Origin of the sequence: Micromonospora sp. WMMD1128, assembly GCF_027497235.1 — a bacterium.
Lineage (GTDB): Bacteria > Actinomycetota > Actinomycetes > Mycobacteriales > Micromonosporaceae > Micromonospora.
In genome coordinates this window covers 4,715,062-4,728,672 of record NZ_CP114902.1, presented here as the reverse complement: position 1 = coordinate 4,728,672, position 13,611 = coordinate 4,715,062, and the positions used below count along the sequence as shown (strand labels likewise).

At 71.0% G+C, this 13,611-nt stretch carries 11 protein-coding genes and 3 pseudogenes; 10 read left to right on the top strand and 4 right to left on the bottom strand.

Going from position 1 to position 13,611, the window contains the following annotated elements; genetic code table 11:
• Positions 1-67: 67 nt before the first annotated feature.
• The 9 genes and pseudogenes from O7602_RS20975 to O7602_RS20935 all read left to right on the top strand — a co-directional run bounded on the left by O7602_RS20975 (position 68) and on the right by O7602_RS20935 (position 8,822).
• Positions 68-1,408, top strand: a complete 1,341-nt coding sequence (locus O7602_RS20975) for an MFS transporter (protein WP_281584328.1) — start codon at positions 68-70, stop codon at positions 1,406-1,408.
• A gap of 4 nt (positions 1,409-1,412) precedes the next feature.
• The gene (locus O7602_RS20970) at positions 1,413-1,613 is read left to right on the top strand and encodes a DUF3046 domain-containing protein (RefSeq protein ID WP_091072521.1); all 201 of its coding nucleotides are present in this window, start codon (positions 1,413-1,415) and stop codon (positions 1,611-1,613) included.
• 185 nt (positions 1,614-1,798) lie between these two features.
• A pseudogene (gene recA, locus O7602_RS20965) lies at positions 1,799-2,413 on the top strand (recombinase RecA); the annotation flags it as partial.
• A pseudogene (locus tag O7602_RS20960) lies at positions 2,405-3,217 on the top strand (recombinase RecA); the annotation flags it as partial. The pseudogenes recA and O7602_RS20960, both read left to right, overlap by 9 nt.
• A 288-nt stretch (positions 3,218-3,505) precedes the next feature.
• A pseudogene (locus O7602_RS20955) lies at positions 3,506-3,940 on the top strand (DNA recombination/repair protein RecA); the annotation flags it as partial.
• Positions 3,941-3,951: 11 nt separating this feature from the next.
• Positions 3,952-4,644, top strand: coding sequence for a regulatory protein RecX (locus tag O7602_RS20950; protein ID WP_281584327.1), 693 nt, complete (start codon positions 3,952-3,954; stop codon positions 4,642-4,644).
• Between the two features lie 163 nt (positions 4,645-4,807).
• Positions 4,808-5,521, top strand: a complete 714-nt coding sequence (locus O7602_RS20945) for a 3-keto-5-aminohexanoate cleavage protein (RefSeq protein ID WP_281584326.1) — start codon at positions 4,808-4,810, stop codon at positions 5,519-5,521.
• A gap of 1,077 nt (positions 5,522-6,598) precedes the next feature.
• Positions 6,599-8,365, top strand: coding sequence for a ribonuclease Y (gene rny / locus O7602_RS20940; protein WP_281584325.1), 1,767 nt, complete (start codon positions 6,599-6,601; stop codon positions 8,363-8,365).
• Positions 8,366-8,486: 121 nt separating this feature from the next.
• The gene (locus O7602_RS20935) at positions 8,487-8,822 is read left to right on the top strand and encodes a hypothetical protein (protein ID WP_281584324.1); all 336 of its coding nucleotides are present in this window, start codon (positions 8,487-8,489) and stop codon (positions 8,820-8,822) included.
• A 98-nt stretch (positions 8,823-8,920) separates the two neighbouring features.
• Here the strand turns inward: O7602_RS20935 and O7602_RS20930 are convergent, their stop codons facing one another.
• From O7602_RS20930 to O7602_RS20915, 4 genes are all read right to left on the bottom strand, one after another.
• Positions 8,921-9,799: an amino acid ABC transporter permease gene (locus O7602_RS20930; protein ID WP_281584323.1), complete on the bottom strand. Its 879-nt coding sequence runs from the start codon at positions 9,797-9,799 to the stop codon at positions 8,921-8,923.
• Positions 9,796-10,452: an amino acid ABC transporter permease gene (locus O7602_RS20925; protein WP_281584322.1), complete on the bottom strand. Its 657-nt coding sequence runs from the start codon at positions 10,450-10,452 to the stop codon at positions 9,796-9,798. Before O7602_RS20925 ends, O7602_RS20930 begins: the two co-directional genes overlap by 4 nt.
• Before the next feature lie 79 nt (positions 10,453-10,531).
• Positions 10,532-11,464 (bottom strand): glutamate ABC transporter substrate-binding protein, encoded by a 933-nt coding sequence (locus tag O7602_RS20920; RefSeq protein WP_281584321.1) that lies wholly within the window; start codon positions 11,462-11,464, stop codon positions 10,532-10,534.
• A 50-nt stretch (positions 11,465-11,514) separates the two neighbouring features.
• On the bottom strand, positions 11,515-12,270 hold the full coding sequence (locus O7602_RS20915) for an amino acid ABC transporter ATP-binding protein (protein ID WP_281584320.1): 756 nt from the start codon (positions 12,268-12,270) through the stop codon (positions 11,515-11,517).
• A gap of 206 nt (positions 12,271-12,476) precedes the next feature.
• Here O7602_RS20915 and selD point away from each other — a divergent pair, with 206 nt between their 5' ends.
• Complete coding sequence (gene selD / locus O7602_RS20910; protein WP_281584319.1) at positions 12,477-13,466, top strand: selenide, water dikinase SelD; 990 nt, start codon at positions 12,477-12,479, stop codon at positions 13,464-13,466.
• Positions 13,467-13,611 lie beyond the last annotated feature (145 nt).

Here is a 13,611-nt window from a genome sequence, read left to right as displayed (position 1 = left end):
GAAACCGGGTGCCGGTCGCCCGAGCCGGTGGGGGACGATGAGGCCCCCGCCGTACCCCAGGAGCGCCATGACCACCGACCTGACCGCGCCGGCGCCGCCCCGGCCCGACGTCGCCGGCATCCAGCGGCGTACCCTCCGGCTGCTCGTCTGCACCCAGATCATCGGCGGCGTCGGCGTCGCCATCGGCATCTCGGTCGGCGCGTTGCTCGCGGCCCGGGTCGCCGGCACCGCCCTGGCCGGGCTGGCACAGAGCGCCGGGGTGGTCGGTGCCGCGCTGCTCGCCGTACCGGTGACCCGGCTGATGGGGGCCCGCGGGCGGCGACCCGGCCTGGTCGCGGCCTATCTGGTCGGCGCGGCCGGCGGGGCGCTCGTGGTGGTGGCCACCGCGACCCGCGTGGTGCCGCTGCTCTTCGTCGGCATGCTGCTGTTCGGCGGCGGCACGGCGGCGAACCTCCAGGCCCGCTACACGGCCGTCGACCTGGCCGCGCCGGAACGCCGTGGGCGGCAGTTGTCGCTCGTGGTCTGGGCCACCACCATCGGCTCGGTGGCCGCGCCGAACTTCGCCGCGCTCGCCGACGACACCACCCGGGGATGGGGCCTGCCGGTGCTGGCCGGCCCGTTCGCCTTCAGCGCCGTCGCGTTCGTGCTGGCCGCCGTCGTACTCCTGATCCTGCTCCGCCCGGACCCGCTGCTCACCGCGCGCCGGCTGGCGGCGGCCGAGGACGCACGTCCCGCCGGCCCCGCACCGGCGGTCACCCGCCGCGGTGGCATGGTCGCCGCGTGGCGGACGGTACGCGGACGGCCGGCCGCCCGCCTCGGCATCGCGGCGGTCGCGGTGGGGCACCTGGTGATGGTCGCGGTGATGTCGATGACCCCGGTGCACCTCGGCGAGTGGCACTCCGACGCGGACGTGCTGCGGGTGGTCGGCATCGTGCTCAGCCTGCACATCGCCGGCATGTACGCGCTGTCGCCGGTGGTGGGTTGGCTGACCGACCGGCTGGGCCGGCGGCCGGTGATCCTCGGTGGCGTGGGGCTGCTGCTGGCCGCGTGCGCGGTCGCCGGCACCGCCGGCCACCACACCGCGCCGCTCTCGGTGGGGCTGGCGCTGCTCGGGCTGGGCTGGTCGGGCACCATGGTGGCGGGCTCGACGCTGCTGTCGGAGTCGGTGCCGACCGCCGACCGGCCCGGTGTGCAGGGCCTGTCCGACCTGCTCATGGGGCTGGCCGGGGCGGGTGCGGCGGCGGTGAGCGGGTTCGTCCTGCGGGCCGTGGGGTACCCGACGCTGACCCTGCTGGCGGCCATCGCGGTGGTGCCGTTGGTGGCGCTGGCGTTGCGGACTCCGGGCGCAGCCGGGGCTTCCGGCGTGGCCGGCGTTTCCGGCGCCGGCGGACATCAAGAGGAGGACTGAACACGTGCGGCTGACCGACTTCTGGGCGCGGCTGGAGGAGGCGTTCGGGCCGGGCTACGCGGCCAGCATCGCCAGCGACCAGGTGTTGTCCCAACTCGGCGGGCGGACCGTCGAGCAGGCCCTGGCCGCCGGTGAGGAAACGCATGTGGTGTGGCGCGCGGTGGTGGCCGCGTATCCCGACCGGGTGCCCGCGCGACTACGCTGAGCAGCCTTTTCGGCGGTTCCGCGTGTCGCTTGCCCAGTCGTACACCTGTTCGGCTATTGTCCACAGCGGGGTGCTCGTCCACAGCTCGCGGCCCGTCGGCTGGTTTTCTGTCGGACCCAGCGCCTAGCGTGTCCCGCGTGACGCGAAGCTCAGGAAAGACGCCGGCGAAGGCAGGGGTGGCAACGATGGCGGCAGGTCCTGACCGGGAGAAGGCACTCGACCTTGCTCTCGCTCAGATCGACAAGCAATTCGGCAAGGGTTCGGTGATGCGGCTGGGGGAGCGGCCCGTCATCCAGACGGCGGTCACGCCGACCGGCTCCATCGCGCTCGACGTGGCCCTCGGCGTGGGCGGTCTGCCCCGGGGCCGGGTCGTCGAGATCTACGGTCCGGAGTCCAGCGGTAAGACCACTGTCGCCCTGCACGCGGTGGCCAACGCCCAGCGGGCCGGCGGCATCGCCGCGTTCATCGACGCCGAGCACGCGCTCGACCCGGAATACGCGAAGGCCCTCGGTGTCGACACCGACGCGCTGCTGGTCTCCCAGCCGGACACCGGCGAGCAGGCGCTGGAGATCACCGACATGCTGGTGCGCTCCGGCGCGATCGACATCATCGTGATCGACTCGGTCGCCGCCCTGGTGCCGCGCGCCGAGATCGAGGGCGAGATGGGCGACAGCCACGTCGGCCTCCAGGCCCGGCTGATGAGCCAGGCGCTGCGGAAGATCACCGGCATCCTCAACAACACCGGCACCACCGCGATCTTCATCAACCAGCTCCGCGAGAAGATCGGCGTCATGTTCGGCTGCATGTCGTACTCGACCAGGGTCACCCTGGCCGACGGCACGCAGGAGAAGATCGGCAAGATCGTCAACCAGCGGATGGACGTCGAGGTTCTCTCCTACAACCCGGACACCGACCGGGTGGAGCCCAAGCGGATCACCAACTGGTTCAACAACGGGCCGGCGGAGCAGTTCCTCCAGTTCACCGTTGCCAGGTCCGGCGGCAACGGCCGGTCCCAATTCGCCGCGACCGCCAATCACCTGATCCGGACGCCCGGAGGCTGGCGGGAGGCGGGCGAGTTGATCGCCGGCGACCGGGTGATGCTTGCCGAGTCGCGTCGGCTCAGCGAGCAGCAGTGGCAGGTCGTGCTCGGTTCGCTGATGGGCGACGGGGCGCTGTCGCCGAACCAGCGGGACCGCTCCGGTGTCCGCTTCCGGCTGGGGCACGGTGCCCAGCAGGTCGCCTACCTCGACTGGAAGGTCTCCCTGCTGGGCAACATCAGTCATTCCCGCCGCACCGACGCCCGTGGCGCGAGCTTCGTCGACTTCACGCCGCTGCCCGAGCTGGACGAGCTGCGTCGCGCGGTATATCTCGGTGACGGTAAGAAGCATCTCAGCTGGGACTACCTCAAGGCGTTGACCCCGCTGGCGCTCGCCGTGTGGTTCATGGACGACGGCTGCTTCACGCTGCGCTCCAAGGGCTTGCAGGAGCGGACGGCAGGTGGTTCGGGTCGGATCGAGATCTGCGTCGAGGCGATGGCGGAGGGGACCAGGACCCGCCTGGTCGACCACCTGCGCGACGCGTACGGGCTGGACGTGAAGCTGGTTGCGCGAGGCGCCCGGCAGACCGCGTCGATCATCTTCACCACCGACGCGTCGGCGAAGTTCCAAGAGCTGATCGCGCCCTACGTTCCGGTCGCCATGGAGTCGAAGCTCCTGCCCCGGTTCCGCGGGCAGTGCGTGGTGGAGCCGCAGTTCGTGCCGGAGGAGCTCACCCCGGTGCCGGCGCGGGTCATCGACGTACGGGTCAAGCCCCGTACCCGGTCGATGAACCGGTTCGACATCGAGGTGGAGGGCAACCACAACTACTTCGTCGACGGCGTCATGGTGCACAACAGCCCGGAGACCACCACCGGTGGTCGGGCGCTGAAGTTCTACGCCTCGGTCCGGCTCGACGTGCGCCGCATCGAGAGCCTCAAGGACGGCACCGACGTGGTCGGCAACCGCACCCGGGTCAAGGTCGTGAAGAACAAGGTCGCCGCGCCGTTCAAGCAGGCCGAGTTCGACATCATGTACGGCAAGGGCATCTCCCGCGAGGGTTCCCTGATCGACGTGGGCGTGGAGCAGGCGATCATCCGCAAGTCCGGCGCCTGGTACACCTACGACGGCGACCAGCTCGGCCAGGGCAAGGAGAAGGCCCGCGAGTTCCTCCGCGAGAACCCGGACGTGGCGGCCGAGGTCGAGAAGAAGATCCTGGAGAAGCTCGGCGTCGGCACCGGTGGTGCGGGCGACGCCACCGGCGGCCCGGAGCTGCCGCCGGTCGACTTCTGATCCGCTGATCCGTGGCAGGACGACGCGCCCGCACGGGGCGGGGCTGGGATGCCAGCCCGCCCCGTGCGGGTGACGCCACCGGCACGCCCCAGCCCCGCCGTGGGCGCCGCGGTCGCGGGGCGGAGCCCGAACCAGGGGAGGCTCCGGCTCCGCCCCGCGACGAGGCCGAGGTGGCCCGGGAGATCTGTCTGCGGCAGCTCGCGACCCGGCCGCGCACCCGGGCCGAGCTGGCCGGCGCGCTGGCCCGGCGAGGCATCTCCGAAGAGGTGGCCGAGCAGGTCCTCGACCGTTACGACGAGGTCGGCATCGTCGACGACGCCGCCTTCGCGCGGGCCTGGGTGAGCAGCCGGCACACCGGCCGTGGGCTGGCCCGCCGGGCGCTCGCCAACGAGCTGCGCCAGAAGGGCGTCGACGGCGAGGTCGCTGGCGCGGCCCTGGAGGACCTCGACCAGGAGACCGAGGCGGAGACGGCACGGGCGCTGGTGGAGCGGAAGCTGCGCACCGCCCGGGGCGAGCCCGACGCGGTGTTCCGGCGCCTGGTCGGCATGCTGGCGCGTAAGGGCTACCCGGCCGGCGTGGCGATCCGCGCGGTGAAGGACGCCCTCGCCGCGCAGAGCGCCGAGGCGGCCGAGTTCGCCGAGCACATCGACGCCGACGCGTTGGCCGACGCCGAGAACGACCTCGACGCCCGCCGGCACGACTGACCGGCCCGGCGCGTCGACGTCGTGTGGACCGTGGGGAAGAGGTCGTGTCCGTGCTGACGGCGTGTGAAGGGTGTACGCCCGTGCTGCCGGCGTGTGGGAGGGGTGTGCGCCCGTGCTGAAGGCGTGCCTGAACGGGGGGCGACGGCGGGACGAGCATCCCGCCGTGCCGCTCACCCCGGCCGAGTTGGCGGCCGACGCCGTGCGCTGCGCGGAGGCCGGGGTGGCGGCCGTGCACGTCCATCCCCGTGACGACGGTGGCGTCGAGTCGCTCGACCCGGCGGTGGTCGCCGCGGCGCTCACCGCCGTCCGGGCGGTCCGCCCCGGCCTGCCGGTCGGGGTGAGCACCGGCGCCTGGATCGTGCCCGACCCGGCCGCGCGCGTCGCCGCCGTCCGCGCCTGGACGGTGCTGCCCGACTTCGCGTCCGTCAACGCCCACGAGCCCGGGGCGGCGGAGGTCGCCGCGGCCCTGCACGAGCGTGGCGTCATGGTCGAGGCCGGCCTCTGGACGGAGGCGGCGGTGGACGCCTGGCGCCGCTGGCCGACACCGACCGGGCGGCTGCTCGTCGAGTGCATGGCCGAACCGGTGGAGGCGGCGCTCGCCGACGCGACCGCGATCCTCGCCGCGCTCGCCGACGCGACCGGGATCCTGGCTCGGCGCGCCGACACGCCCGCGATCGACGCCGGGCCGCCGGACGGGTGCCCGCCGGTGCTGCTGCACGGCGAAGGCCCGGCCACCTGGCCGGTGTTCGCCGAGGCGGTCCGAAGGGGCCTGCACACCCGGATCGGCTTGGAGGACACGCTGCTGCTACCCGACGGCAGCATCGCAGCGGACAACCGCACCCTGGTGCAAGCCGCCCAAGCCCAGCTCACCCCCTGACCCGTTCACCCACCCACCCACCCACCACCCACCCACCCCGCCCTCTGCCCCGGCGATCATGAAGTTGGCGGCGTAGTTGATCTCCAAAACGGCCGTCAACTTCATGATCGCCGGGGACGGAGAGGCCATCGTGGGTCGGTGATCAAGGGTTTTGTGTCTGGTGGGTGATCGTTCTTGACGTCAACTCCTTGATCAGCGCGGGTTGGAGGACGGGAGAGGGCGAGGGTGGGCTCTGGAGGGAGGGCGTGGCGTCTGAGCAGGCGGAAAAGGTCACGGGGAGGTGACGGGCGGCGAGGTTTGTCCGGCGCTGTCCGGCATATTCTCAGCAATCCGTGACGGGTCAACTTCTCTCCGTCCGGGTGGTTTGATCATGACTCCTTGACCGAACGGCCCCTAGCGACCTAGCCTCGCCATACAGGCTCACTTTGCCCGACCAGCGCAGGCTAAGCGCACAACATAGAACGCGTAACAAGACAGCATCACTTTGGCCAGCTTCACCGGCCTTTGACGGCAGCTCCGGATTCGTCCGGAGCATCCGACAACTGCAACCGGCCGCTGGCGGTGCCCAACGAGGGGCACCGCCGACGGAAAGCTGCCCAGAGCCAGCCGCTCGGGTCGGGCGTCCAGAGCCGCAGGCGCGTCTTCGTGCGTGTCCTGCGGTCGACGTTCAGGGGAGGCGGCCATGGCGCGGCGGCACAGGTTCACCGGCGGTCTGCCACACGGTCCCGGCCGGTCCTCGCCGGTCGTCCGATGCCGGCCGACAGGCGGGTCTCGACCGACGCAGCGACCCCGGTCGCGGCACGCGGAGCCGCGGCCCGCCACGTCACGGCGGACACCCGGCGCGAACCGAACCGGCACGGCAGCGCGGACCGCGGGGGCGGCGTTGGCCGGCACGACGGGACGGTTCGGTGGGACGGCAGTGGCCGGCGCGGCGGAGCGGTTCGACCGGGCGACGGGCGCCGGCGCGGAGCGGTTCGACGGGGCGGCGGGGGTCGGCGCGGCGCGATTCGACCGGGCCACGGGGGCCGGTGTGGCGAAGCGGTTCGACGGAGCGGCGCACCGGTGCGGGGTCGGGCGATGAGCGCCTTCGACGTGGTCCTCCTCGTGGTGGTCCTGCTGCTTGTCGCGTTGGTGGTCGGCGCGGTGCTGTTCGGCGTGCGTACGCTCAAGCGGCTCAGCCTGGCCCCCGCGCCGGAGGACCCGGCCTTCATCGCGGAGAAGGACCGGCAGGAGCAGTCCCTGGCCGCGCTCCGCAGCGCCGCCGACGAGGCGAACAGCACCATCGACGTGGCGAAGTCGGCCGCGTCTGCCGCCCGCGCCGAGGCGGCTGCCGCGAAGGCCGAGGCGAAGGCTGCCCGGGCGGAGGCCCGGCGGGTGCTCGACGATGCCCGGGCCGAGGCCGACACCGTGCTGGAACGGGCGCACAAGCAGGCCGAGGCGGACGCCGACCAACTGCGCACCACCGCGCGGCGCAGCGGCGAACGGGAGGTGGCGGTGCTCGCCGCCACCACCCGGGAGCAGGCCGCCGAGGTGGAGCGACGGGCAGCCCGGATGGACGAGCGGGAGCGGATGCACACCGAGGAGGTGGAGCGGCTGGCCGAGCGGGAACGGCAGCTCACCGCCGCCACGGCCGCGCTCGCCGCCCGGGAGGCCGCGCTTGCCGAACGGGAGCGCGCGCTGACCGAGGTGGAGGAGCAGCGCCGCCGCGAGCTGGAACGGGTGGCCGGGCTGACCGCCGACACGGCTCGCGCCGAGCTGGTCGAGTCGATCGAGGGACAGGCGAAGCGGGAGGCCGCGCTGCTGGTCCGGGAGATCGAGTCCGAGGCGCGGGGCACCGCCGAGCAGCGGGCCCGGCACATCGTGGTGGACGCCATCCAGCGGGTCGCGAGCGAGCAGACCGCGGAGAGCGTGGTCAGCGTGCTGCACCTGCCCGGCGACGAGATGAAGGGCCGGATCATCGGCCGGGAGGGGCGCAACATCCGCGCCTTCGAGTCGGTCACCGGCGTCAACCTGATCATCGACGACACGCCCGAGGCGGTGCTGCTCTCCTGCTTCGACCCGGTCCGGCGGGAGGTCGGCCGGCTCACGCTGGAGAAGTTGGTGCTGGACGGCCGGATCCACCCGCACCGGATCGAGGAGGTCTACGACCTGGCCCGGCAGGAGGTGGAGGAGCTGTGCCACCGGGCCGCGGAGGACGCCCTGGTCGAGGTGGGCATCACCGAGATCCACCCGGAGCTGGTCACCCTGCTGGGCCGGTTGCGCTACCGGACGTCGTACGGGCAGAACGTGCTCAAGCACCTGGTCGAGACCGCGCACATCGCCGGCACCATGGCGGCCGAGCTGCGACTGGACGTGCCGACCATCAAGCGCTGCGCGTTCCTGCACGACATCGGCAAGGCGCTCACCCACGAGGTGGAGGGCAGCCACGCCATCATCGGCGCCGACCTGGCCCGCAAGTACGGCGAGGCCGAGGACGTGGTGCACGCCATCGAGGCGCACCACAACGAGGTGCCGCCGCAGACCATCGAGGCGGTCCTGACCCAGGCGTCGGACGCCTGTTCGGGCGGGCGGCCGGGGGCGCGGCGGGAGAGCCTTGAGGCGTACGTCAAGCGGCTGGAGCGGATCGAGGAGATCGCGGCCGGCAAGCTCGGCGTGGAGAAGGTCTTCGCCATGCAGGCGGGCCGGGAGATCCGGGTGATGGTCAAGCCGGACGACGTGGACGACATCGGCGCGGCGGTGCTGGCCCGGGACGTGGCGAAGCAGATCGAGGAGGAGCTGACCTATCCGGGGCAGATCCGGGTGACTGTGGTGCGCGAGTCCCGGGTCACCGAGATCGCCCGCTGAAAGCGGCACCACGGCATCGATCACGCCTAGTAAGATCCTGACCTCGGGTAGCCACGACGTAGATGTTCTTATATCCTTCTATTCGTTACGAACACCTCGTAACGGAAACGGGGAGGAACACATGCGTAGAAGGCTCGGACGCGGTCTGGCTGGTGCCGCACTTGTCGTGGCGGGCGTCGCCACCAGCGTCGTTGTCGCCGGTTCGCCGGCTCAGGCTGCCCCCTGCAGTGCCTCGCGGGACTACACCTACACGTGGGGCGTCAAGTCGTCGTGCGCCCCGCAGACCTATCGGTGGTGGCACCGGGCATGGGTCAAGTGTGTCGAGGGACCGAACAACACGATCCACACCTACTACGGCAACTACGCCGGCGGCCTGTCGGTGTCGAAGGTGCAGTGTGGGTCGGGGGCGACGAAGAGCATTTCCAGCTACGGCGTCGAGCAGGGGCAGGACGACTGATCCTCGTCGCTGACAGGTGAACCGAGTGGGGCAGGTGACGGAATGTTCCGTCACCTGCCCCACGTCGATTGTCCACGCCTCGAAGGCGCCGGCCCCGATCAGATCAGCTGGGTGGCGCCGGTGCCCCCGTCGGTCTGGGTCGACGGCACCGGCTTGGCCGCGCTGCGCGGCAGCCGGGTCAGCCGTTTCTGCAACCACCAGGCCAGCACCGACAGCAGGCCGCAGATGCTGATGTAGATGGCCGCGATGATCAGGTACGTCGGGACGTACGGCAGGCCGAACGCGAGCCGGCCGCCGATCTGCTTGCCGGCGAAGAGCAGTTCCGGGTACGTGATGATGAAGCCGAGCGCGGTGTCCTTGAGCAGCACGACGAGTTGGCTGACGATCGCCGGGAGCATGGCCCGGAACGCCTGCGGCAGCAGGATCAGCCGCAGCACCTGGTTCTTGCGCAGGCCCACCGCGTACGCGCCCTCGGTCTGCCCGTACGGCACGGCGTTGATGCCGGCGCGGAAGATCTCCGCGAGCACCGAGCCGTTGTAGAGCGTCAGCCCGATGACGAGCGCCCAGAACTTGTCGATCGGCCAGCCGTACTGCAGCGGCACGTAGTAGCCGAAGAAGATCAGGATCAGCAGCGGGATGGCCCGGAACAGCTCCACCACGAAGGTGGCCGGGTTCCGGAGCAACCATCTGTCGCTGAGTCGGGCGCTGGCGAAGACCGCACCGAACAGCAGCGCCAGCACGGTCGCGACAGCGGCGGCCTTCAGCGTCGCCCAGAGTCCGGAGAGGACCTCCCGCTGCACCGCGGCGTACTGGAACTGCTCCCACTTGCGGGACTCGAACTGGCCGGTCTGGTCGAACTTGTAGACGATGAACGCGACCAGAGCCACGATCGCCACGATCGCGACGATGCCGAGGATCCGGTTACGGAGTTTGGCCTTCGGGCCGGGAAGGTCGTAGAGGACGCTGCCGCTACTCATCGGGCCACCGCCCACTTGCGCTCGAGGAACCGCTGGAGGAACACCAGCGGGATGATCAGGATGAGGAAGCCGATCACGATCCAGGTGAGTACGACGAACTGCGGCTCACCCCGTTCGGCCATGTACGCCGGGATGGCGCCGGCCTCCAGCACGGAGAAACCGGCGGCGATCGTGGTGTTCTTCAGCATGGCGATGAGCACGCTCATCAGTGGCGGGACCATGGCCCGCAGCGCCTGCGGCAGCACGATCAGCGTGAGCACCTGGCTGAACGTCATGCCGAGCGCCCGGGCAGCCTCGGCCTGGCCGGTGGCGACGGTGTTGACGCCGGAGCGGATCACCTCGCAGATGAACGCCGAGGTGTAGACGGTCAGCGCGATGCAGGCGCTCGGGAAGTAGTCGATGTTCACGTCCAGCTTCGGCACCGCGAAGACGAGGAACGCGAACACGAGGGTCAGCGGGGTGTTGCGGACCAGGTTGACGTAGGTGGCGCCGAACGCCCGCAGGGCGGGGACCGGCGACACTCGCATGGCGCCGAGCAGCGTGCCGAGGACGAGGCTGCCGACGCCGGCGATCAGGAACAACTTGACGGTGTTGATGAACCCATCGCGGAATAGCTCCGCGTTGTCCGTCAGGACGCGGAAGAACTCGCCCATGCCTCGCTCTCAGACTGTCAGACGGTGCCGGGCGGGGAGGAGGACCTCCCCGCCCGGCATGACGTCGGGTGGCGGACCGTCAGTACCGCTCGAGCTGCGGCGGGGTGGCCGGGGAGCCGGACTTGCCGAGCGTGCCGTCGTAGATCTTCTTCCAGGTGCCGTCCTCGAACGACGCCTCGATCTGGTCGTTGACGTAGTCGCGCAGCGCCTTGTCGTCCTTGGGCAGGCCGATGCCGTACTTCTCGGTGCTGAACGGCTGGCCGACGACCTTGAGCTCGTCGGGGTTCTGCGCGGCGTAGCCCTTGAGGATGGCGTCGTCGGTGGTGACCGCGTCGACCTTCTTGTCCAGGAGCTGGGAGACGCACTCGGAGTAGGTCTTGAACTCGACGATGTTCTCCGGCTCGGTCATGCCCTCGTCCCGGACCTTCTGGATCGGGGTGGAGCCGGTGGCCGAGCAGACCTTCTTGCCCTTGAGCGTGTCCTTGCCGGTGATCGACGAGTCGTCCTTGCGGACCAGCAGGTCCTGGCCGGCGACGAAGTACGGGCCGGCGAAGGCGACGTCGTTCTTGCGCTTGTCGGTGATCGAGTAGGTGCCGACGTAGTAGTCGATCTCGCCACCCTTGATCGCGGTCTCCCGGTTGGCCGAGGCGATCTCCTTGTACTCGATCTTCGCCGGGTCGACGCCGAGCGTGCTGGCGACGTACTGGGCGATCTCGATGTCGAAGCCGCAGCGCTTGCCCTGCGCGTCCTTGTAGCCGAGGTTGGGCTGGTCGAACTTCACGCCGACGACCACCTTGCCCGCCGACTTGATCTTGTCGAAGGTGGGACTTCCGGCGACGTTGGCATCCGTCTTGGGAGTGAAGGTGACGCCGGAGGTGGTGCAGTTGTCGGACTGCGCCCCGCCGCTGGCGTTGCCGCCGCTCGGGGCCGGGTCCCCCTCCTTGCCGCAGGCGGCGGCGGAAAGGGCGAGCGAGGCCATCATGGCCACCGCGGCCACGCGCTTGTAACGCATACTCATCTCCTTCTTCGACGGAGCCGCCGGGACGGCTCCACTACGGACGCTCAGTGCGTGAGGATCTTGGAGAGGAAGTCCTTCGCGCGCTCGCTGCGCGGATTCGCGAAGAACTCGGTCGGCGACGCGTCCTCGACGAGCTTGCCGTCGGCCATGAAGATGACCCGGTTGGCCGCGTGCCGGGCGAAGCCCATCTCGTGGGTGACCACCACCATGGTCATGCCGTCGCGGGCCAGCGAGGTCATCACGTCGAGCACCTCGCCGACCATCTCCGGGTCGAGCGCGCTGGTCGGCTCGTCGAAGAGCATCGCCTTGGGCTGCATGGCCAGCGCGCGGGCGATCGCCGCCCGCTGCTGCTGGCCGCCGGAGAGCTGCGCCGGGTACTTGTCCGCCTGGTTGGCGATGCCGACGCGGTCGAGCAGGGCCAGGCCGCGCTCGCGGGCGGCGGCCGGCTTCTCCTTGCGTACCTTGATCGGCCCGAGCGTCACGTTCTCCAGGATGCTCTTGTGCGCGAAGAGGTTGAACGACTGGAACACCATGCCGACCTCGCTGCGCAGCCTGGCCAGGGGCTTGCCCTCGGCCGGCAGCGGCTGCCCGTCGAACGTGATGGTGCCGTTGTCGATCGGCTCCAGCCGGTTGATGGTGCGGCACAGCGTCGACTTGCCGGAGCCGGACGGGCCGATCACCACGACCACCTCGCCCCGGCCGACGGAGAGGGACACGTCGTCGAGCACGTGCAGCGGCCCGAACCACTTGTTGACCCCGTCGAGCACGATCAGCGGGTCGCCCGTCGTCACGTCGTCCACCGTCCCTGTCGTCCCTGTCGTCCGTGCCGTGAGGGGGTCGGTCGACCCCCGGTTGGGCAACTGTAGGCGGGGTGACGTGGCAGAACGCAACCGAGATGGTCACGGAGCGGTAACACCGGTCGACGGCGTGCCGGTGCGTCCGAATTCCGTTCCGCCGAAGGCGCGTCCCAGTGGCGGCGGCGCCGGATCGCGGAGATCATGAGGCGATGACCGACACGTTCCGGCTGACCGATCATGCCCGCGGCGGCGGCTGCGCCTGCAAGATCCCGCCCGGCGAGCTGGAGGCGATGGTCGCCGGCCTCGGCCCGAGCGCCGGCACGGCTGACCTCCTGGTCGGCCTGGAGAACGGCGACGACGCCGCGGTGGTCCGGCTGGACGCGCGCACCGGCCTGGTGACCACCGCCGACTTCTTCACCCCGGTCGTCGACGACGCCTACGACTGGGGCCGCATCGCCGCCGCGAACGCGCTTTCTGACGTGTACGCCATGGGCGGCACCCCGCTCGTCGCGCTCAACCTGCTCTGCTGGCCGCGCGAGGTGCTGCCGCTGGAGTTGGCCCGCGAGGTGCTGCGAGGCGGGCAGGACGTGGCGAACGAGGCCGGCTGTCACCTGGCCGGCGGGCACAGCGTCGACGACGACGGCCCGAAGTACGGTCTGGCGGTCACCGGCGTGGTCCGTCCGGAGGAGCTGATCACCCTGGACGCCGGGCGGGCCGGGCTGCCGTTGTCGCTGACGAAGCCGCTCGGCGTGGGCGTGCTCAACACCCGGCACAAGCAGACCGGGAAGCGGTTTCCCGAGGCGGTCGAGTCGATGGCCCGGCTCAACCGGGACGCCGCCCGGGCGGCGGTGGCCGCCGGCATCCGCTGCGGCACCGACGTGACCGGCTTCGGGCTGCTCGGGCACGCCTCGAAGCTGGCCCGGGCCAGCCGGCTCACGGTCGCGATCGACACCGCCGCGGTGCCGTACCTGCCGGGCGCGCGGGAGGCGCTGCGCGACGGGTACGTCAGTGGCGGCACCCGCCGCAACCTCGACTGGGTGACGCCGTGGACCGACTTCGGGGGCGCCGACGAGTCCGAGCGGCTGCTGCTGGCCGACGCCCAGACCTCGGGCGGGCTGCTCGTCGCGGGCGAGGTGCCGGGCGGCACGGTGATCGGGGAGCTGCGGCCCACCTCGGACCACCTGATCCAGCTCCGGTGACCGGCGCGGCAGCCCGGGGAACCGGGCACCATACTCGATAAACTGTCACCTTCCCGCCACTGCGGGCAACGTCGCCCAGGGAAATTTTGCCCGGAATGGTCACAGACCGGTAACTTGCCCCCGGCTGAGGCTAAATGCCCCCCAC